This window comes from Hydrogenophaga sp. PBL-H3 (genome assembly GCF_010104355.1).
Taxonomy (GTDB): domain Bacteria; phylum Pseudomonadota; class Gammaproteobacteria; order Burkholderiales; family Burkholderiaceae_C; genus Hydrogenophaga.
In genome coordinates this window covers 625,335-646,556 of the sequence record NZ_CP044972.1, presented here as the reverse complement: position 1 = coordinate 646,556, position 21,222 = coordinate 625,335, and the positions used below count along the sequence as shown (strand labels likewise).

At 66.2% G+C, this 21,222-nt stretch carries 18 protein-coding genes; 14 read left to right on the top strand and 4 right to left on the bottom strand.

Annotated elements, in window-relative coordinates; genetic code table 11:
* Window positions 1-17: 17 nt before the first annotated feature.
* Entirely contained in the window at window positions 18-1,388 is a 1,371-nt protein-coding gene (locus F9Z44_RS03115) for an HlyD family type I secretion periplasmic adaptor subunit (RefSeq protein WP_159603495.1), read from the top strand.
* A gap of 6 nt (window positions 1,389-1,394) precedes the next feature.
* Here the strand turns inward: F9Z44_RS03115 and F9Z44_RS03110 are convergent, their stop codons facing one another.
* The 3 genes from F9Z44_RS03110 to F9Z44_RS03100 all read right to left on the bottom strand — a co-directional run bounded on the left by F9Z44_RS03110 (window position 1,395) and on the right by F9Z44_RS03100 (window position 4,766).
* Entirely contained in the window at window positions 1,395-2,666 is a 1,272-nt protein-coding gene (locus F9Z44_RS03110) for an esterase/lipase family protein (protein WP_159603493.1), read from the bottom strand.
* 103 nt (window positions 2,667-2,769) lie between these two features.
* On the bottom strand, window positions 2,770-3,933 hold the full coding sequence (locus F9Z44_RS03105; RefSeq protein ID WP_159603491.1) for a pseudouridine synthase: 1,164 nt from the start codon (window positions 3,931-3,933) through the stop codon (window positions 2,770-2,772).
* A gap of 98 nt (window positions 3,934-4,031) precedes the next feature.
* Window positions 4,032-4,766: a Crp/Fnr family transcriptional regulator gene (locus F9Z44_RS03100; RefSeq protein WP_159603489.1), complete on the bottom strand. Its 735-nt coding sequence runs from the start codon at window positions 4,764-4,766 to the stop codon at window positions 4,032-4,034.
* A gap of 173 nt (window positions 4,767-4,939) precedes the next feature.
* Between F9Z44_RS03100 and F9Z44_RS03095 the strand changes: the two genes are divergently transcribed.
* From F9Z44_RS03095 to F9Z44_RS03055, 9 genes are all read left to right on the top strand, one after another.
* Window positions 4,940-6,886, top strand: a complete 1,947-nt coding sequence (locus F9Z44_RS03095; protein ID WP_159603487.1) for an AMP-dependent synthetase/ligase — start codon at window positions 4,940-4,942, stop codon at window positions 6,884-6,886.
* Window positions 6,887-6,896: 10 nt separating this feature from the next.
* Window positions 6,897-7,691, top strand: a complete 795-nt coding sequence (locus F9Z44_RS03090; protein ID WP_159603485.1) for an ABC transporter ATP-binding protein — start codon at window positions 6,897-6,899, stop codon at window positions 7,689-7,691.
* Window positions 7,692-7,703: 12 nt separating this feature from the next.
* Window positions 7,704-8,633, top strand: a complete 930-nt coding sequence (locus F9Z44_RS03085; RefSeq protein WP_159603483.1) for a branched-chain amino acid ABC transporter permease — start codon at window positions 7,704-7,706, stop codon at window positions 8,631-8,633.
* Window positions 8,634-8,706: 73 nt separating this feature from the next.
* On the top strand, window positions 8,707-9,783 hold the full coding sequence (locus F9Z44_RS03080; protein ID WP_159603481.1) for a branched-chain amino acid ABC transporter permease: 1,077 nt from the start codon (window positions 8,707-8,709) through the stop codon (window positions 9,781-9,783).
* Window positions 9,784-9,870: 87 nt separating this feature from the next.
* Window positions 9,871-11,208, top strand: a complete 1,338-nt coding sequence (locus F9Z44_RS03075) for an ABC transporter substrate-binding protein (protein WP_159603479.1) — start codon at window positions 9,871-9,873, stop codon at window positions 11,206-11,208.
* An 89-nt stretch (window positions 11,209-11,297) separates the two neighbouring features.
* Entirely contained in the window at window positions 11,298-12,119 is an 822-nt protein-coding gene (locus tag F9Z44_RS03070; RefSeq protein WP_159603477.1) for an ABC transporter ATP-binding protein, read from the top strand.
* A 32-nt stretch (window positions 12,120-12,151) separates the two neighbouring features.
* The gene (locus F9Z44_RS03065) at window positions 12,152-13,405 is read left to right on the top strand and encodes a phenylacetate--CoA ligase family protein (RefSeq protein ID WP_159603475.1); all 1,254 of its coding nucleotides are present in this window, start codon (window positions 12,152-12,154) and stop codon (window positions 13,403-13,405) included.
* A 147-nt stretch (window positions 13,406-13,552) separates the two neighbouring features.
* Entirely contained in the window at window positions 13,553-14,536 is a 984-nt protein-coding gene (locus F9Z44_RS03060) for a tripartite tricarboxylate transporter substrate-binding protein (protein ID WP_159603473.1), read from the top strand.
* A 138-nt stretch (window positions 14,537-14,674) separates the two neighbouring features.
* Window positions 14,675-15,667, top strand: a complete 993-nt coding sequence (locus F9Z44_RS03055; RefSeq protein WP_159603471.1) for a Bug family tripartite tricarboxylate transporter substrate binding protein — start codon at window positions 14,675-14,677, stop codon at window positions 15,665-15,667.
* A gap of 132 nt (window positions 15,668-15,799) precedes the next feature.
* On the opposite strand, the gene F9Z44_RS03050 is transcribed toward F9Z44_RS03055, so the two are convergent.
* A complete protein-coding gene (locus tag F9Z44_RS03050; RefSeq protein WP_159603469.1) occupies window positions 15,800-16,126 on the bottom strand; it encodes a DUF1840 domain-containing protein in 327 nt (108 codons plus the stop codon).
* Window positions 16,127-16,246: 120 nt separating this feature from the next.
* Between F9Z44_RS03050 and F9Z44_RS03045 the strand changes: the two genes are divergently transcribed.
* Genes F9Z44_RS03045 through F9Z44_RS03030 form a run of 4 tightly spaced genes read left to right on the top strand, consistent with a single transcriptional unit; the run spans window position 16,247 to window position 21,217 of the window.
* Window positions 16,247-18,670: a bifunctional salicylyl-CoA 5-hydroxylase/oxidoreductase gene (locus F9Z44_RS03045; protein ID WP_159603467.1), complete on the top strand. Its 2,424-nt coding sequence runs from the start codon at window positions 16,247-16,249 to the stop codon at window positions 18,668-18,670.
* Between the two features lie 11 nt (window positions 18,671-18,681).
* Complete coding sequence (locus tag F9Z44_RS03040; protein ID WP_159608557.1) at window positions 18,682-19,161, top strand: MarR family winged helix-turn-helix transcriptional regulator; 480 nt, start codon at window positions 18,682-18,684, stop codon at window positions 19,159-19,161.
* Window positions 19,158-20,012, top strand: a complete 855-nt coding sequence (locus F9Z44_RS03035; protein WP_159603465.1) for an enoyl-CoA hydratase family protein — start codon at window positions 19,158-19,160, stop codon at window positions 20,010-20,012. Before F9Z44_RS03040 ends, F9Z44_RS03035 begins: the two co-directional genes overlap by 4 nt.
* 2 nt (window positions 20,013-20,014) lie before the next feature.
* A complete protein-coding gene (locus tag F9Z44_RS03030; protein WP_159603463.1) occupies window positions 20,015-21,217 on the top strand; it encodes an acyl-CoA dehydrogenase family protein in 1,203 nt (400 codons plus the stop codon).
* Window positions 21,218-21,222: the final 5 nt, after the last annotated feature.

Genomic DNA, 21,222 nt, shown 5'->3' with positions numbered 1-21,222 from the left:
CTTGAAACAAGAACAACATGACGAATTCCTCACCTGCCCCATCCACCCATTCAACAAACTCCGATCACCTCGCCTTCCACCCACCCCTGATCCGACTGCAACAGCAAGCCCCCTCCCCCATCGGCCGGCGCGTGCTGTGGTGCCTGCTGGCTCTGCTGGTGTTCCTCATCGTCTGGGCTTCGGTAGGTCGGCTCGACATCGTGGCCGTGGCCGAAGGCAAACTGGTGCCCGAGGACTACCTCAAGATCGTGCAGCCCTCAGAGGCGGGCATCGTCAGCGCCATCCTCGTGCGTGAAGGGCAAACGGTACACAAAGATCAAGTGCTCATGCGCATGGACGCGCTCACCACCGAAACCGATCTCAACGCGCTGACCACCGAGCGTGGGCGCAAGCGGCTTGCGTTGCGCCGCCTGGACGCTGAACTGGCCGAGCAACGGCTGACCATCGACGCAGATGAACCGCAACCCCTGGCGCAAGAGGCCGTAGCCCAACAACTGGCGAACGAAGCGGCACTGGCAAGCGCACTGGCCGAAGAGCGCAGCCGCATGCTCAAGGCGCAGCAAGAGCTGGCTGCCGCTCAGCAGCAAAGCCAGCGGCTGCAGGCGGTGCTGCCCCACTTCCAGGCCCAGGAAACCGCCTACGCACAGCTCGCCGACCAGGGTTTCACTGGCCAACTCATGGTCAGCGACAAGCGCCGCGAGCGCATCGAAAAAGAACAGGAACTCGCCACCCAGCAGCACGTGATCGCCTCGGCGCGGGCGAGCATCGACCAGTCGCTGAAAAAGCTGGAGCAAATCAAGGCCGAGCACCGCCAGCGCCTGCACACCGAGCGCGCGGAGACCCGTTCGCAGCTGGAACGGCTGGAGGCGGACTGGCAGAAACAGCAGCACCGCCGCGCCCTGATGGAGCTGCGCGCGCCACACGAGGGAATCGTGAAGGAGTTGGCCACGCACACCGTGGGCACAGTGGTGCAACCCGGCACCGTGCTGGCCACGCTGGTGCCGCAGCAGGCGCCGCTGAAAGTGGAGGTGTGGGTGTCCAACGAAGACGTCGGCTTTGTTCGGTCGGGCCAGCCGGTCAAGCTGAAGTTTGCGGCCTACCCGTTTCAGAAGTACGGCATGGCACATGGCGAGCTGCAATGGGTCAACGCCGATGCCCAAACCGAAGATCCAGCCAGAGCGACAGCGCCCGATGGCGCGTCACCGCCGCCACGCTACAAGGCCACGGTGGCCTTGAAGGAAGCAGCGCTGGTGCGGGACGATCGGCGCCACGAACTCACCGCCGGCATGCAGGCCCAAGCCGAAATCCTGCTGGGACAACGCACCGTCTTGCAGTACCTGCTGTCACCGGTGCAGCGGGCGTGGCACGAGGCCGGGCGCGAGCGCTGAGACGGCTCAGTCGACTTCAACCATCGACGGTGCCAACCACTGCACCAGCTGCTGCGCCACCACCGCGCTGGAGAGCAACTCCAGGTGACCCGTGCGGTACACGGTGCGCTGGCTGTCCTTGGCAAACACCAGCCTTCGCGCGGCTTCGTCGTGCTGACCCAGCGCGCTGCGCAGCGGCACCAGCCCATCGCCGGTGAGGCGGTCGGCCAGCAGGCCGCGCTGGGGAGCAAGCGTGCCTGCCACGGTGAAGCAGGCCACACCCTCGGGCAGGGGCAAGGGGACGCGGTGGTCGTGGGGGGAATCAAACCGTCCCCGTCCCTGCCAGTCGTCGTCCAGCACATGGCCGTGGCGCAGGTCGGTGATGCCAGCGCTGCGCAGCATGCCCAGGCGTGTGAAGGGCAGGGTGAAGGGCGAGGCCGCGAGCAACACGTCCACCCCATGCCCGGCGCGCTCCAGCGGCGCGCCGTGGTGCGGCGTGCCCAAAAACACCAGGTGCCTGAGTTGCGCGGGCCACCGGTGACCCATCTGGCGGCCATAAAAAACGGCGGCGCGCGCCAGCAGCCCACCCATGCTGTGGCCCAGCACGGTGATGGATTCGATGGCGGGCGACTGCGCGACCAGGCGTTCCAGCTGGCCGGCGAGTTCGCGGCCGTTGATGGAGGTGTGCAGGCCGCTGTTGTAGCGCGCATAAACCGGCGTACAGCCCAGCGCTTGCGCGAGGAAGGCGCCGTGATCGTGGCCACTGCGCAGCCACTGCGTGTCGTTCATGCACAGGCCGTGCACCAGCAGCAGCAGGTGGGGCGAGGCGCCCGCAAGCCGCTCGCGCAACGGTGCGGGTCGGTCCATGGGCAGGGCTTGGCCGGCCAGGCGCAGTTCCATGCGCTGGGCCAGGGGGTTGTCCTGCGCCAGCAGGCGGTCGCCCATCACGCCGTTGAGCGCGGCCAGCACGGCTTCGCGTCCGGGTGAGGGCTCGGGGTGGGTCGACGGGTCGTCCAGCAGCGGCAGCAGGGTCGCGAGCGCCCCGTCCAGCCCGTGACCGACCAGCTCGGTGACGCCACGAATGCCCCGGTAGACCTGACCGGTGAAGCCACCGGTGCGGTCGGGCTCGGTGCCTGCCGACAGGCCCAGCTTGCGGCGCACCGACTGGTGCACGCCCTCGGCAATGCCAATGACGCCGGTGGTGGCCTGCGTGGCGAGCCTCACGGCGGCCTGCAGGTCGCTGGGCCGCAGGTGGCGCAGCACGGCCTGGCGGGTGGCGTTGGGTTTGGGGCGGGTCATGGGCCATTGTGACCCTGGTGTCCCGCCTTTTGCGTGAAAGTGATCGGCTTGCTCGGGTTTCGCGCCGATGTCCAAGCGAGGTCTCGCAGCGAGACCTGAAGGCTCAGAAGCCCTCGTCGGCCCGCAAGTACCGCCACTGCCCCACCGGCAGATTGCCCAGCACCACCCGCCCGATGCGCACACGCTTCAGACCCACCACGTGCAAGCCCACCTGCTCGCACATGCGCCGGATCTGACGCTTCTTGCCCTCGACCAGCACGAAACGCAGTTGCTCGGGGTTTTGCCACTCCACCTGCGCGGGTTTGAGGGGCTGGTCGTCCAGGCTCAGGCCGTGGCGCAGCCGGGCCAGCTGGTGCGGCGGAAAGATCGCCTGCACGTTCTCGGCGATCACGCCCGCGCCCATCGGGCCGTTGGGCGCGAACTGCACGCGCACCAGGTATTCCTTTTCCACACCGCTGCTCTCACCAATCAGCGTGCGCGCCACACGGCCGTCCTGCGTGAGCACGAGCAGGCCGGTGGAGTCGATGTCGAGCCGGCCGGCCGGGGCCAGGCCGCGCGTGTGTTCGGGCGCGAAGCGGCGGCCGTCCGCCGGGTTCTTGGCGTCACCGCGCCACTGGCTGGGCGCGCCGATCAGCGTGGCGGCGGCTTCGTGCCCGTCTTCGGGTTGGCCGCTCACATAACCCACCGGCTTGTGCAGCAGGATGGTGACCTGCCCCGCCTGCTGGTGGCGCGCCTGGGGCAGCACCTCCACTTGCGCATCGGGCGCCACGGGCATGCCCATCACGGCCGGCTCGCCATTGACCAGCACCCAGCCGCGCGCGATCCATTCGTCGGCCTCGCGGCGCGAGCACAGGCCGAGGTCGGCCATGCGTTTGTTGAGGCGGATTTCACCGCGCACGTTGCCGACGCGGGCCAGGTCAGGCCGGTGGGGCGGCGGCGGGCGCGGTGCGGCGGACGGACCGCGCGGTGGGCGCTCAGCGGCACCGAAACGGTCGTCGCCGCGCGGCGCAGCCGCGGGGCCCGAGCGCGGGCGGTCTGCTGCAAAGCGCGGGCGCTCGGAGCGCTCACCCTCGGGGCCACCGCGCGGCGCGCCGTAAGGTTTGGAGGGTTCACGCGGCGGCTTGGGAGCCGAGGCTGAAACGCTTTTGGCGCGCGCCGGGCCGGGTGGGCGCACCGGGGCACGGCGCGGCGCGAAAGGGTCGGCGGGTTTTTTCTGCGCGGCGCCCGGGTTGAGCTTGAGCGTGCGGGCGGGTTTGTCGGTTGTCATGGGTCGATCATCCCAGATGGGCCGCCGCGCCGGGCCGCCTCCAAGCAAGGCCAGCCCCCGCAGGGGGCAGCGACCCGCGCAGCGGTGGAGCGTGGGGGTCACGATTCATCAAGTTGGCCAGATCTCAGGGCGACGAGATCAAGCACGCGCAAACCACCGTACTCCACCCGTATCCATCCCTTGGCGGCCAGCGTGGTGAGCGCCTCGTTGGTGCGCTGGCGCGACAGGCCCACCAGGTAGGCCAGTTCCTGCTGCGTGATGCGCAGAATGCCCCCCACGTTGGGCGAGAGCAGCGGGTGGAACAGCGAAGCCAGGTTGCGCGCCACGCGCAGGTCGGGGCTGTTCAGGCGGTCGATCTCGCGCGCCGCGATGAACTGACCCAGGCGTTCGTTGAGCTGGTGCATCACGAAACGGTTGAAGCCGATCGAGTGGTCGAGCAGCCAGTCAAACGTTTGCACTGGCAGGCCCGCCACGCGGCTCTTGCGCAGCGCCTGGATGTTGTAGCGGTACTGCTCGTGCTTGAGCACCGTGCCTTCGCCAAACCAGCCACCGGGCGCCACGCCGGTGAAGGTGATCACCGGCCCTTGCGAATCGTCGTTGCTCATCTTGAGCAGGCCGTCGACCAGGCCGAACCAGTACGTCACCGGTCGGCCAAAGCGACAGATGTAGTCCCCCGCGTCGGCCTCACCCACCACCAGCGCGTCCACAGCACGCGCCTGCTCGATCGGCGTCAGGCGTTGCAACCACGGAATTTCGGCCAGTTCGGCCTCGGTGGGCGGGCGGGCGCGGTCGCGCAGATCGCTGCCGGAACGGTGGGGCGTGAAGGGGTTCATGGCGGGGTGAGAAGTGCAAACCCGTAGGGGAAAGTCCTAGGAGGGATGACCCGCAATTGTCGTCGCACCGACAACATGACGTCAAATGAAGTCCTACGATCCGCTGCATCAAGACGTGTCCTGTGCGGGACACGCCAGACGCCGGCGGCCCTGATCGGCCCCAGGAGACACACATGCAAACGACGTTCCCCCAGCTGCTGCTGGACCACGCCCAGCGACGCCCCGGCGCCCCGGCGATGCGCGAGAAGGAATACGGCATCTGGCAGACCACCCGCTGGAGCGACATGGCGCGGCTGGTCGAAGCGCTGGCTTGCGGCCTGCACCAGGCCGGCCTGAAGCGCGGCGAACACATGGTGGTGATCGGCGCCAACCGGCCCCGGCTCTACGCCACCATGCTGGCCGCGCAGTCGCTCGGCGCCATTCCGATTCCGCTCTACCAGGACGCGGTGGGCGGTGAATGCGTTTTCCCCATCAACAACGCCGAGGTGCGCTTCTGTGTGGTGGAAGACCAGGAGCAGGTCGACAAGATGCTGGAGATCCGCGATCAGTGCCCGCAGCTCTCGAACATTTACTACGACGACCCGCGTGGCCTGCGCAACTACGACCAGCCCGGCCTGGGCGGCGTGGAAGAGTTGATCGCCGCAGGACAGGCCCACGCCAAGGCGCATCCGCAGCTGTTTCGCGAGCAGGTGGCGGCATGCAAACCCGACGACGTGGCCGCGATGTTCTTCACCAGCGGCACCACCGGCAACCCCAAGGGCGTGGTGCACACCCACCACACGCTGATCAACCGCGCCGACGTGGGCGCGCGCTTCGACAAGCTCACCCCCGCCGACGAAGTGCTGGCCTACATGCCGCCGGCCTGGATCGGGCAGAACATCTTTTCCTATGCGCAGTGGCTGGTGGCGGGCTACGTGGTGAACTGCCCCGAATCCGGCGCCACCGTCACCATCGACCTGAAGGAAGTCGGCCCCACCTATTACTTCGCGCCACCGCGCGTGTTTGAAGGCCTGCTCACCAGCGTGATGATCCGCATGGAAGACGCTGGCGCACTGAAGCGCGGCATGTTCCATTACTTCATGGACGTGGCCCAGCGCGTGGGCCCCGCGCGCATGGACGGCAAGTCCATCGGCCTGGTGGATGCCATCAAATACAAGCTGGGCGACTGGCTGGTGTATGGCCCGCTGCGCAACAACCTCGGCATGAGTCGCGTGCGCGTGGCCTACACCGCAGGCGAGGCCATCGGCCCCGACCTCTTCAGCTTCTACCGCTCCATCGGCATCAATCTGAAGCAGCTCTACGGCTCCACCGAGACCGCCGTGTTTGTCTGCCTGCAACCCGACAACGAGGCCCGCGCCGACACCGTGGGCGTGCCTTGCGAGGGGGTGGAGATCAAGCTCAGCGAGAGCGGCGAGATTCTGGTGAAGTCGCCCGGTTTGCTCAAGGGCTACTACAAGAACCCGACCGCCACCGCCGAGGTGCTCACGGCCGATGGCTGGTACCACACCAGCGACGCCGGCTTCATCGACGCTGCGGGGCACCTGAAGATCATCGACCGCGTGAAAGATGTGGGCCGCATCCTGGGCGGCGTTCACGACGGCGCCATGTTCGCGCCCAAGTACGTGGAGAACAAGCTGAAGTTCTTCTCCTACATCAAGGAGGCGGTGGCCCTGGGCGACAAGCGCGAGCGCGTGTGCGTGATGCTCAACATCGACTTCGAGGCCGTGGGCAACTGGGCCGAGCGGCGCAACCTGTCTTACGCCGGCTACACCGACCTGGCGCAAAAGCCCGAGGTGTACGAACTCATCCGCGACTGCGTGGAAAAGGTCAACGCCGACCTCTCGCGCGACGAGCTGCTCGCGGGCAGCCAGATCAGCCGCTTCCTGGTGCTGCACAAGGAGCTGGACGCCGACGACGGCGAACTCACACGAACGAACAAGGTGCGCCGAGGGTTCATCAGCGAGCGCTACGCCGCGCTGGTGGACGCGCTCTACAGCGACAAGACCGAGCAGTACATCGAGACCCAGGTGAAGTTCGAAGACGGGCGCAGCGGCTCGGTGAGCGCCACCTTGAAGCTGGGTGACGCCAAGACATTTGCCCCGGTAAAAGCCGCAGCCTGAACACCATCCCATGAGCAAAAAAATCGGCGACGTCGTCCTCGACGTCAACAACATCAGCCTTCGGTTCGGCGGCGTCAAGGCGCTCACCGACATCAGTTTCAACGTGCGCGAACACGAGGTGCGCGCCATCATCGGGCCCAACGGCGCAGGCAAGAGCTCCATGCTCAACTGCATCAATGGCGTCTACCAGCCGCAGGAAGGCTCCATCAGCTTTCGGGGCCAGACCTTCAAGCACATGAACAGCCGCCAGGTGGCCGAGATGGGCATTGCGCGCACCTTCCAGAACCTCGCGCTCTTCAAGGGCATGAGCGTGATCGACAACATCATGACCGGGCGCAACCTGCGCATCAAAAGCAACCTCTTTGCGCAGGCGTTCCGCAACCCCTTCGGCATTGGCGGCGCGCAGAAGGAAGAGGAAACGCACCGCGAGTTCGTCGAACACATCATCGACTTCCTGGAGATCCAGGCCTTTCGCAAGACGCCGGTGGGCACCCTGCCCTACGGCCTGCAAAAGCGCGTGGACCTGGGTCGGGCGCTGGCCATGGAGCCGCAGGTGCTGCTGCTCGACGAGCCCATGGCCGGCATGAACCTGGAGGAGAAGCAGGACATGAGCCGCTTCATCCTCGATGTGAACGACGAGTTCGGCACCACCATCGTGCTGATCGAGCACGACATGGGCGTGGTGATGGACATCTCCGACCGCGTGGTGGTGCTGGACTACGGCAAGAAGATCGGCGACGGCACGCCCGAAGAAGTGCGCAACAACGAGGAGGTCATCAGCGCCTACCTCGGAACCTCCCACTGAGCGAGAAACATCATGGCGTTTTTTCTAGAAGCACTTCTCGGCGGCCTGATGGCCGGCATGCTGTATTCGCTGGTGGCGCTGGGCTTCGTGCTCATTTTCAAGGCCTCGGGCGTCTTCAACTTCGCGCAGGGCGCCATGGTGCTGTTCGCGGCACTGGCCATGGCGCGCTTCTCGGGCTGGGTGCCCGGCTGGCTGGGCATCGAGGACAAGTTCCTGGGCAACCTGATCGCCTTCGTGATGGCCGGTGCGCTCATGTTCGTGCTGGCCTGGCTGATCGAGCGCCTGGTGCTGCGCCACCTGGTCAACCAGGAAGGCGTGACGCTGCTGATGGCCACGCTGGGCATCACCTACTTCCTGGACGGCTTGGGCCAGACCATCTTCGGCTCGGACATTTACCAGATCGACGTGGGCATGCCCAAGGACCCGGTCTTCCTGTTCGAGGGCATCTTCGAAGGTGGTGTGCTGGTCAATCTGGAAGATGTGTACGCGGCCTGCGTGGCCGCCCTGCTGGTGGCCGTGCTCTCGCTCTTCTTCCAGAAGACCGCCACCGGGCGCGCACTGCGCGCCGTGGCCGACGACCACCAGGCCGCGCAATCCATCGGCATTCCGCTCAACCGCATCTGGGTCATCGTCTGGTTCGTCGCCGGCATCACCGCGCTGGTGGCCGGGATCATCTGGGGTTCCAAGCTCGGTGTGCAGTTCTCGCTCACCACGGTGGCCCTGCGCGCCCTGCCTGTGATCATTCTGGGAGGCCTCACCTCGGTGCCCGGCGCCATCATCGGCGGCCTGATCATCGGCGTGGGCGAGAAGCTCTCCGAGGTCTACCTCGGCCCCTATGTGGGCGGGGGCATCGAGATCTGGTTTGCGTATGTGCTGGCTCTTGTCTTCTTGCTCTTCAGGCCGCAAGGGCTGTTCGGCGAGAAGATCATCGATCGCGTCTGAGTCCGAATACCTTGTGGGTCAGATCACGATTTGCGCAGCAAATGTGCTCTGACCCCAACTGATTGAAAACACCATGTTCTATCGTGAAAACGGTCAATTCAAGACCTCCTACCGCGCCGACCAGCAGATCTTCCCGATCGCACAGGACCGCTGGGTCATCCTGACCTTCATCGCGTTTGCCTTCATCGGCGTGCCGCTGCTGGTAGACGAGTACATGTTCCGCGCCATCCTGATCCCGTTCCTGATCCTCGCGCTGGCCGCGCTGGGCGTGAACATCCTGGTGGGTTACTGCGGGCAGATCAGCCTGGGCTCGGGCGCCTTCATGGCCGTGGGCGCCTACATGGCCTACAACACCTACATCCGCATCGACGGCATGCCGCTGATCGTGGCTCTGCTCTCGGGCGGTTTCTTTGCCACGCTGGTGGGCATCTTCTTCGGCATTCCCAGCCTGCGCGTGAAGGGCCTGTACCTGGCCGTGGCGACGCTGGCCGCGCAGTTCTTCTGCGACTGGGCGTTCCTGCGCATCGGCTGGTTCACCAACAACACCTCGTCGGGCTCGGTCTCGGTCTCCAACCTCGCCGTGCTGGGCTGGACCATCGACACACCGCTGGAGAAGTACCTCTTCTGCCTGGGCTTTCTGGTGGTGTTTGCACTGCTGGCCAAGAACCTGGTGCGTTCGGCCATCGGGCGCGAGTGGATGGCCATCCGCGACATGGACGTGGCGGCCTCGGTGATCGGCATCCGCCCGATGTACGCCAAGCTCAGTGCGTTTGCCGTGAGCTCTTTCATCATCGGCGTGGCCGGGGGCCTGTGGGGCTTCGTGCACCTGGGCTCCTGGGAGCCGGCGGCCTTCTCCATCGACCGTTCATTCCAGCTGCTCTTCATGGTGATCATCGGTGGCATGGGCTCGATCATGGGCAGCTTCTTCGGCGCGGCCTTCATCGTGGTGCTGCCCATCTTCCTCAACCAGTTCCTGCCCGCCCTGGGCGCACTGGTGGGCGTGGAGATCTCCACCGCTGCCATCTCCCACACCGAATTCATGGTTTTCGGCGCCCTCATCGTCTGGTTCCTGATCGTGGAGCCCCACGGCCTGGCCAAGCTGTGGAGCATCGCCAAACAGAAGTTGCGGCTCTGGCCCTTTCCGCACTGAGGCCGCAGCGGCGCAAGCCGCCCGGCATCCAAGGGTCATGGTGTTTGTGTTGGTCTGTGTGTTTGATTCTTATTAGGAGACAACGAAATGAAGCTGCGAAATCTGGTTCTGTCCGTGTCCATCGCGTGTGCGGGCGTGTCGGCCGCACTGGTGGCACCCTCTGCCATGGCGCAAGCCAAGGAGCAATTCTTCCCCGTGCTGGTCTACCGCACGGGCGCCTACGCGCCCAACGGTGTGCCCTTCGCCAACGGCTACGTCGACTACCTCAAGCTGGTCAACGAGCGTGGCGGCATCAACGGCGTGAAGGTGTCGTTTGAAGAATGCGAAACCGGCTACGCCACCGACCGTGGTGTGGAGTGCTACGAGCGCCTCAAGGGCAAGAACGGCGGCGCCACCGTGTTCCAGCCGCTGTCCACCGGCATCACCTTCGCGCTGACCGAGAAGGCCCCCGGCGACAAGATCCCGCTGATCACCGCCGGCTATGGCCGCAGCGAGTCCGCCGACGGCGGCGTGTTCAAGTGGAACTTCCCGCTGTCGGGCACCTACTGGGTGGCCGCCGACACGTTGATCCAGCACATCGCCAAGAAAGAAGGCGGTTCCGACAAGCTCAAGGGCAAGAAGATCGCACTGGTCTACCACGACAGCCCGTTCGGCAAGGAACCCATTCCGCTGCTGCAGGAACGCGCCGCCATGCACGGCTTCACGCTGAGCCTGCTGCCCGTGACCCACCCCGGCGTGGAGCAGAAGGCCACCTGGCTGCAGATCCGCCAGAACCGCCCCGACTACGTGCTCAACTGGGGCTGGGGCGTGATGAACTCCACCGCGCTGAAGGAAGCGCAGGCCACGGGCTACCCGCGCGAGAAGATGTACGGCGTGTGGTGGGCTGGTGCAGAGCCGGACGTGAAAGACGTGGGCGCGGGCGCCAAGGGCTACAACGCCATCATGATGCAGCACGGCGCCGAACCCGAAGCTGCCGTGGCCAAGGAAATCCTGACCAAGATCCATGGCAAGGGCCAGGGCACGGGACCGAAGGAAGAAGTCGGCCAGGTGCTGTACATGCGCGGTCTGCAGGCGGCCATGCTGGCGGTGGAAGGCGTGCGCGCGGCACAGGACCGCTACGGCAAGGGCAAGGTCATGACGGGTGAGCAGGCCCGCTGGGGTTACGAAAACCTGAACCTCACGCAAGCCAAGCTCGACGCACTGGGCTTCAAGGGCGTGATGCGCCCGATCTCCACCAGCTGCCAGGACCACATGGGTGCCTCGTGGGCTCGCGTGCACACCTGGAACGGCAGCAAGTTCGAGTGGACCTCCGACTGGCTGCAGGGCGATGAGCAGATCATCCGCCCGATGGTCAAGGCCGCGGCCGACAAGTACGCCGCCGAGAAAAAACTGACACGCAGAACGGGTGCCGATTGCCAGAGCTGATGACTGGCTGAACCTGGCGGCTCGCAAGAGCCGCCAATTCAAAGACCTGCACACAGCCGGTCTTTGAATTGGCCACACAGGACACTTCCATGACCACCCCAGAGAGCACCCCCAACACCGTCCTCAACGTTCAAGGCATCGAGGTCATCTACAACCACGTGATCCTCGTGCTCAAGGGCGTGTCGCTCAACGTGCCCGAGGGCAAGATCGCGGCCGTGCTCGGCGGCAACGGCGCGGGCAAGACAACCACCCTGCGCGCCATCTCCAACCTCCTGAAGGCCGAGCGCGGCGAGGTCACCAAAGGCAGCATCGAGCTGCGTGGCGAACGCATCGAAAACCTCAGCACCTCCGACCTGGTGCACCGGGGCGTGGTGCAGGTCATGGAAGGGCGGCATTGTTTTGCCCACCTGACCATCGAGGAAAACCTCATGACCGGCTCCTACACCCGCAAGGACAAGGCCGAGGTCGCGCGCAATCTGGAGAAGGTCTACAACTATTTCCCACGCCTGAAGACCCGGCGCACCAGCCAGGCCGCCTACACCTCGGGCGGTGAGCAGCAGATGTGTGCCATCGGCCGGGCACTGATGACCAACCCCAGCGTGATGCTGCTGGACGAGCCCTCCATGGGCCTGGCGCCGCAGATCGTCGAAGAGGTGTTCGAGATCGTGAAGGACCTCAACCAGAAGGAAAAGGTCACCTTCCTGCTGGCCGAGCAAAACACCAACATGGCGCTGAAGTACGCCGACTACGGCTACATCATGGAGAGCGGCCGCATCGTCATGGACGGCCTGGCCAGCGACCTGCGCAACAACGAGGACGTGAAAGAGTTCTACCTCGGCATGGGCGGCGGCGAGCGCAAGAGCTTCAAGGACGTGAAGAGCTACAAACGCAGAAAGCGTTGGCTGGCTTGACCATCCTGTTCAACACACCGCACCAGACCCCCATGAACGACCACTTCGACTCCCTCGAAACCCGATCGCCCGCCGAGCGCGAAGCGGCCCAGATGGCCGCGCTGTCCACGCAGATCGCGCACGCGCAGCGCAACAGCCCGGCGTTTGCCGACATCCTGAAAGACGTGGACGCCGCCAGCGTCAACAGCCGTGCCGCGCTGGCCCGCCTGCCGGTCACGCGCAAGAGCGAGTTGCTGGAGCGCCAGAAGGCCTCGCGCGCGCAAGGCGGCGATGCGTTTGGCGGCTTTTCCGCACTGGTGCGGGGTCCGGCCATGTCGCGCGTGTTCGCCAGCCCCGGGCCGATCTACGAACCCGAAGGCACGGGGCGCGATTACTGGCGCGCTGGCCGCGCTCTGTTCGCCGCGGGCTTTCGCGCCGGCGAACTGGTGCACAACAGCTTCAGCTACCACATGACCCCAGGCGCGTTCATCCTGGAATCGGGTGCGCACGCCGTGGGTTGCACCGTGTTCCCGGCCGGCACCGGCCAGACCGAGCAACAACTCGACGCGATGGTGGACCTCAAACCAGCGGCATACACCGGCACCCCCAGCTTCCTGCGCATCCTGCTGGAGAAAGCCCGGGATGCTGGCACCGATATCCGCAGCCTCACCAAAGCCTCGGTCGGTGGCGAAGCCTGCCCGCCGAGCCTCACGGCCTGGTTCAAGGAACAGGGCGTGGACGTGTACCAGACCTACGCCACGGCCGACCTGGGGCTGGTGGCCTACGAGACGCAAGCCCGCCAGGGCCTGGTGCTCGACGAGGGGGTGATCGTCGAGATCGTTCGGCCCGGCACCGGCGACCCGGTGCCCGACGGTGAAGTGGGCGAACTCGTGGTGACCACGCTGAACCCGGCTTACCCGCTGATCCGTTTCGGCACCGGCGACCTCTCGGCCATCCTGAGCGGCCAGTGCCCCACGGGCCGCACGGCACCCCGCATCAAGGGCTGGATGGGCCGCGCCGACCAGACCACCAAGGTGCGGGGCATGTTCGTGCACGCCTCCCAGGTGGCCGACATCGCCCGGCGTTTCCCGCAGGTGCACAAGGCGCGCCTGGTAATCAGCGGTGAAATGGCCAACGACCAGATGTGCCTGAAGGTCGAGGCCAGCGAGACCGACGACGCCCTGCGCGGCCTGATCGAGACGGCGGTGCGCGACGTCACCAAGCTGCGCGGCGACGTGCAACTGGTGCCGCCCGGCAGCCTGCCCAACGACGGCAAGGTGATCGAGGACGCACGCAGCTACCAGTAGCAGGCAAGCCACCCAGCGACGCGTGGCGCGTCGGGACGCAGCGCAGCAAAGGGTTTTCCCCGGCGGTCGACTACGTAATTTCCGCGATTTCCCGCTGTCACATGGGGGATACCATCCGGGGTACTTAAACCATCGTTGGAGACTTCCATGAAAAAACTGCTTGCCGTTGTTCTGGCAGCCACTGTTTCGGCTGGCGCTTTTGCGCAAGCCTTCCCAGCGAAACCCATCACCTTCGTGGTGCCTTTCGCCGCTGGCGGCCCGACCGATCTGGTCGCCCGCCGCCTGGCCGAAGCCATGCGCAAGCCCCTGGGCGGCGCCAACATCGTGGTGGAAAACGCAGCGGGCGCAGGCGGCACCATCGCCGGCACCAAAGTGGCCCGTGCCAACCCGGACGGCTACACCCTGCTGGTGTGGCACATCGGCATGGCCGCCACCACCAGCCTGTACCGCAAGCAGCAGTTCAAGCCGCTCGAAGACTTCGAGTACCTGGGCATGATCAACGACGTGCCCATGACCCTGCTGGGCACCAACAAACTCAACGCCAACACCTACCGCGACTTCGAAGCCTATATCCGCGCCAACGGCGGCAAGCTCAACCTGGCCCACGCCGGTCTGGGTTCAGCCTCCCACATCTGCGGCCTGATGTGGCAATCGGCCGTCAAGCTCGACAAGTCCATGACCACCATTGCCTACCGCGGCACGGGCCCGGCCATGAACGACCTGATCGGCGGTCAGGTGGACGTGATGTGCGACCAGACCACCAACACCACCGCGCAGATCGAAGCCGGCCGCGTGAAGGCCTTCGCCGTGACCACGGCCAAGCCACTGTCCAGCCACAAGCTGCTCAAGGACTACCCGTCGCTGCAGGAAATGGGCCTCAAGGGCTTCAACCTGACCATCTGGCACGGCCTGTACGCACCCAAGGGCACACCGGCTGACGTGACCAAGAAGCTCAACGACGCGCTGCTGGTGGCCTTGAAGGACCCCGAGTTCATCAAGAGCCAGGAGGACCTGGGTGCCATCGTCGTGACCGACAACCGTGTCACCCCCGCAGGCCACAAGGCTTTCGTGGCCAACGAGATCAACAAGCTCAAGGCCGCCATCGACGCAGCCGGCCAGTTCGCCGACTGAAGCTTGATCGCCCCCTGAACACAGCCCGCCGATGCGGGCTGTGTTTTTTTGTGCGGCCGGTTCCGCTGTCTCACAGGAGCGTGTGCACTGCGCGCGCAGCCGGTACATTGATCAGTGCAACCACAGCAGGAGACAAACATGACCCTTTCCCGTCGCACCCTCGTCGCACTCACCTTGGCCACCGCCGCCCTCCCGGGCTGGGTCGCCGCCCAGGCCGCCTGGCCGAGCAAGCCGATCCGCATCCTGGTGCCGTTTGCCCCCGGCGGCACCACCGACATCCTGGCCCGCACGCTCGCGCCCGAACTCTCCAGGGCCCTCGGCCAACCGGTGGTGGTGGAAAACCGCGCCGGTGCGGGCGGCAACATCGGCGCCGAAGCGGTGGCCAAGTCACCCGGCGATGGCTACACGCTGCTGATGGGCACCGTGGGCACGCACGGCATCAACAAATCGCTGTACTCGAAGCTGCCCTACGACCCGCAGAAAGACTTTGCCCCCATCACCCTGGTGGCCGGCGTGCCCAACGTGATGGTGATGAACACCAAGCGCGCACAGGAACTCGGCATCAACAACGTGGCCGACTTCGTGAAGTACGCCAAGTCCCACCCTGGCAAGCTCAACATGGCGTCCAGCGGCAACGGCACGTCGATCCACCTGGCGGGCGAGTTGTTCAAGTCGCGTACCGGCATCTTCATGACGCACATTCCCTACCGCGGCTCCGGCCCGGCCATCACCGACCTGCTGGTCGGCGCGGTGGACGTGATGTTCGACAACCTGCCCTCGGCCATGCCGCACATCCAGTCGGGCGGCTTGAAGGCTTTTGCCGTGACGAGCGCGGTGCGCTCCAGCGCGCTGCCCGACACCCCCACGGTGGCCGAGGCCGGTGCACTCGCCGGCTTTGAAGCCAGCTCGTGGTTCGGCCTGCTGGCACCGGCCGGCACACCGCCCGAAGTGGTGAACCGCCTGCAACAGGAAACCGCCAAGGCGCTGGGCCTGCCCGCAGTGAAGGAGCGCCTGGTGGGCCAGGGCGCGATCCCCAGTGGCAACACGCCAGCGGAGTTCACGAAGCTGATCGAAGCCGAGATTGCGAAGTGGGCGCTGGTGGTCAAAGCGTCCGGCGCCAAAGTGGACTAAACAGAAGAAAAGACAACTCCCTCCCCGGCGCGCGTGTCCCACCCCAGGGACACCGCGGGTCCGGCTCCGCCGGCCTCAGGTGTCGCCCCCCTCAGGGGGGTGGCGCCGCAGGCGACGCGGGGGGAGCCACGTTCAGACCCCCCAGACGATGTCGACCGCAGCCTTCTCGCAGCGCTGCATCATCTCGATGAATGGCGCGCTGCGCATGCGCAGGCTGACCTGATCGAACTCGGGGGGCACGTCACCCTTGGCCACGGCTTCTTCGCGCAACCTTTTCTGTTCGGCTTCTTCGAGCACGACGGCATCGCGAATGGCCTGGATGGCGGCCGGCATCTGCTGGTGCAGCACGATCCCCGGACCCGAGGGGTCCTTGCCGAGAATGTCCAACAGGCGCTTGCCGTGCTGCGCCAGCATCACCAGGTCGCCCGTTTCGCGGGACTTGAATCGGTACACAGACATGTTGGCCTCCTTGGGGCTGTGATTCATTGTTGCACCAAAGGCCTCCATACGGGCAGGGGTACCAACAGATTCGGGTAAACCCGATTGAAGCTGAATAATTCATGTCTAAACTAATTAGACATGAACACTCCAGACTCGGCGCTCCAGCGCATCCTGTGCATCGGTGGCGGCCCGGCCGGCCTCTACTTCGCCCTGCTGATGAAGCAGCGCGACCCCACGCTCACCGTCACCGTGGTCGAACGCAACCGCCCGTTCGACACCTTCGGCTGGGGCGTGGTGCTGTCCGACCAGACGCTGGGCAACCTGCGCGCGGCCGACCCCGAATCGGCCACACTCATCGGCGAGGCCTTCAACCACTGGGACGACATCGAGGTCTTCTACAAGGGCGGTCGCGTGCGTTCGGGTGGCCATGGCTTCTGCGGCATCGGACGCAAGAAGCTACTCAACATACTGCAGGACCGTTGCCTGGCCCTGGGCGTGAACCTGGTGTTCGAAACCGATGTGACCGACGACCAGGCGCTGGCCAGGCAGTACAACGCCGACCTGGTGATCGCCAGCGATGGCCTCAACAGCCGCATCCGCACCCGCTACGCCGAGACCTTCCAGCCCGACATCGACACGCGCGAATGCCGCTTTGTGTGGCTGGGCACCAAGAAGACCTTCGACGCCTTCACCTTCGATTTCGTGCAGACCGAGCACGGCTGGTTTCAGGCACACGCCTACAAATTCGACGGCGAGACCTCGACCTTCATCGTGGAAACGCCCGAGTCGGTGTGGAAGGCGCACGGCATCGACCAGATGGAACAGGCCGAGGGCGTGGCATTCTGCGAGAAGCTGTTTGCCGACCGGCTGGAAGGCCACGCACTCATCAGCAACGCGCAGCACCTGCGCGGCTCGGCCAACTGGATCCGTTTCCCGCGCGTGATCTGCAAGACCTGGGTGCATTGGACAGATGTGGCAGGTCGCAGTACGCCCATCGTGCTCATGGGCGATGCGGCCCACACCGCCCACTTCTCCATCGGCAGCGGCACCAAGCTCGCGCTCGAAGACGCGATCGACCTGGCCAACGAGTTCGCGCACCATGCGAACGCCGACGTGGCCGAGGTGCTGCAGGGTTACGAGGCGCGCCGCAGCGTGGAGGTGCTCAAGATCCAGAACGCCGCGCGCAACTCCACCGAGTGGTTCGAGAACGTGGACCGCTACACCGGCATGGAAGTCGAGCAGTTCGCGTACTCGCTGCTCACGCGCAGCCAGCGCATCAGCCACGAGAATTTGCGCTTGCGAGATGCCGGTTGGCTCGAAGGCTACGAACGGTGGCTGGAGGCAAGGGCCGATCCGGCGCCGGGCCGCCCCAAGCCGGATCAGCCCCCTCGGGGGGCAGCGACCCGCGCAGCGGCGGAGCGTGGGGGCTCACACCCGCACCCCACACCACCGATGCTGCTGCCGCTTAAGGTGCGCGGCCTCACCCTGAAGAACCGCATCGTCGTCTCGCCCATGGCGCAGTACAGCGCGGTCGACGGTGCGGTGGGCGACTACCACCTGGTGCACCTGGGCGCGCGCGCGCTCGGTGGCGCTGCGCTGGTGATGGTGGAGATGACCAGCCCCACACCCGAAGGCCGCATCACACCGGGCTGCCCCGGCTTGTGGAACGACGCGCAGCAAGCGGGCTTCAAGCGCATCGTGGATTTCACGCACGCGAGTCACGCACACATCGGCATCCAGCTCGGCCACAGCGGCCCCAAGGGTTCCACGCAGCTCGGCTGGGAGCGTATCGACGAACCCTTGCCCGACGGCAACTGGCCCGTCATGTCCGCCAGCGCCGTGCCCTACGGCCCACAAAACCAGGTGCCGCGCGCCATGACCCGCGCCGACATGGACGCACTCACCGCCGCCTTCGTCGAGTCCACGCAACGCGCCGCCGCTGCCGGCTTCGACTGGCTCGAACTGCACGCCGCGCACGGCTATCTGCTCTCGGCCTTCATCTGCCCGCTGACCAACCAACGCACCGACGGGTACGGCGGCTCGCTGGCCAACCGCTGCCGCTACCCGCTGGAGGTGTTTGCCGCCATGCGCGCCGCGTGGCCGGCGGACCGGCCCATGAGCGTGCGCATCTCCGCGCACGACTGGGCGCCGGGTGGAAACACGCCCGACGACGCGGTTGAAATTGCGCGGCTGTTCAAGGCCGCCGGCTGCGACGTGATCGACGTGTCCTCGGGCCAGACCACGCGCGCGGCCAAGCCCGTCTACGGCCGCATGTACCAGACCCCGTTCGCCGACCGCGTGCGCAACGAGGCCGGCATTTTGACAATGGCGGTGGGCGCTATTCAAGAAGCCGACCACGCCAACAGCATCATCGCCGCCGGCCGCGCCGACCTCTGCGCCGTGGCCCGCCCCCACCTGGCCGACCCGGCCTGGACCCTGCACGAAGCCGCCAAGCTGCAGACCCGCGCCCTGCAGTGGCCCCGCCCCTACGAGAGCGGGCGCGACCAGCTCTACCGCGAAACCGCTCGCCAACAAGCCCTCAACAACAGCGACAAACCATGAACGATTCACCCCTGGATCTGGAAGCCCGGGCCCACAGCGAACACGCGCACGAGTTGCGCCTGTGGCTGCGGTTGCTCACCTGCTCGCAGCTCATTGAAAAACGCGTGCGCGCCGGCCTGCGCGAGCAGTTCGACACCACGCTGCCGCGCTTTGATCTCATGGCCCAGCTCGAACGCCACCCCGAGGGTCTGAAGATGAAGGAGCTCTCGCACCGGCTCATGGTCACCGGCGGCAACGTCACCGGCATCACCGACCAGTTGGTGAACGAAGGCCTGGTGGAACGGCTGGACGTGGACGGCGACCGCCGCGCGTTTCGCGTGGCCCTCACCGAGCACGGCCGCACGACCTTCACCGAAATGGCGCGCCAGCACGAGAGCTGGATCGTGGACGCCTTCGAAGGCCTGAGCCCGCGCGACCTGGAGAGCCTGCACAAGCTGCTGGGCAAGGTGAAAGCGCATCAACTCGACATCAACCAGCGCATCGAAGAATGAAACACCCCATCCCCGACCACAACCCCATGCGCGGCCAGTACTCCGCCATGGCCGATGCACGCCCCAGCCACTTCGCGCTCAGCGTCGCCGATGGCGTGGCCACCGTCACGCTCAACCGGCCCGAGCGCAAGAACCCGCTAACCTTCGAGTCGTATGCCGAACTGCGCGACTGGTTTCTGGCCCTGCAGACAAGCACCGACATCAAGGCCGTGGTGCTCACCGGCGCGGGCGACAACTTCTGCTCCGGCGGCGACGTGCACGAGATCATCGGCCCGCTCACGAAGATGACCATGCCCGAGTTGCTGGCCTTCACGCGCATGACCGGCGCGCTGGTGAGCGCCATGCGCGCCTGCCCGCAGCCCATCGTGGCCGCGATCGATGGCGTGTGCGCCGGCGCCGGCGCCATGATGGCGCTGGCTTCCGACCTGCGCCTGGGCACGCCCACGACGAACACCGCCTTCCTGTTCACGCGCGTGGGCCTGGCCGGCGCCGACATGGGTGCCTGCGCACTGCTGCCGCGCATGATCGGCCAGGGCCGCGCGAGCGAGCTGCTGTTCACCGGCCGCGCCATGACCGCCACCGAAGGCCACGCCTGGGGCTTCTTCAACGCGCTGCACGACAGCGCCGCGCTGCTGCCCGCCGCGCACAAGCTCGCCACCCAACTCGCGCAAGGCCCCACCTTCGCGCACGGCATGACCAAAACCATGCTGCACCAGGAATGGGCCATGACGCTGGACCAGGCGATCGAAGCCGAAGCGCAGGCGCAGGCGATCTGCATGCAGACGCAGGATTTCAAGCGCGCGTACGAAGCGTTTGCTGCCAAGCAGCGCCCGGTGTTTGAAGGAGATTGAACATGGTCGCCTTCGAACACCCCCACGGCATGCACCCACCGCAAGCGCAGTGGGAACTGCCCTTCTTCGACGCGCACCACCGCGCCATGGCGCCGCGCCTGGCCGACTGGGCCGCGCTGCAACACGTGAACGAGAGCGACGACCGCGCCGCCTGCCAGGACTGGGTGGCGCGCCTGGGTGAAGCGGGCTGGCTGCGCTACTGCGTGCCTGCCGCCCACGGCGGCGAACTGCCGGCGCTCGATTCGCGCTCGCTGGTGATCCTGCGCGAGACGCTCGCCTTCCATTCCCCCCTGGCCGACTTTGCGTTTGCCATGCAGGGCCTGGGCAGCGGTGTGATCACGCTCGCGGGCACGCCCGCACAACAAGCCAAGTACCTGAGCGCTGTGGCCAGCGGCCAGAAGATTGCGGCCTTCGCGCTGAGCGAGCCCGACGCCGGTTCTGATGTGGCGGCCATGGCCACACAAGCCGTGCAGACCACCAGCGGCTGGACACTGAACGGCACCAAGACCTGGATCAGCAACGGCGACCTGGCCGATTTTTACGTGGTGTTCGCCAAGACCGATCCGCAGGCTGGTGCGCGCGGCATCAGCGCCTTCATCGTCGATGCAGCGCAGCCTGGCCTGGACAGCAGCGAACACATCCACGTGATGGCCCCGCACCCACTGGCCACGCTGCGGTTTGCCGACTGTGCGCTGGGCACCGACGCCATGGTGGGCTCGCTGCACGGCGGCTTCAAGCTCGCCATGCAGACGCTGGACATCTTCCGCGCCTCGGTGGCCGCGGCCGCGCTCGGCATGGCGCGCCGCGCCTTCGCTGAAGCGGTCGCGCAGGCGAAGCACCGCAAGATGTTCGGCCAGACCCTGGCCGACTTCCAGCTCACACAAGCGCGCCTGGGCGAGATGAGCGCCCTCATCGACGCCGCCGCCCTGCTCACCTACCGCGCCGCCTGGCAGCGCGACTGCAGCACCACACAAGGCATGGGCACGCCGGCCTACACCACGGCCGCCGCAGCCGCCAAGCTCACCGCCACCGAGAACGCACAGCGCGTGATCGACATGGCGCTGCAGATGTTCGGCGGGCGCGGCGTGCAGGTGGGCCAGAAGGTGGAGAGCCTGTACCGCGACATCCGCTCGCTGCGCATCTACGAGGGTGCGAGCGAAGTGCAACTGTTGATCCTGGGCAAGGCAGCACTGCGGTCTTCCTGAATGCA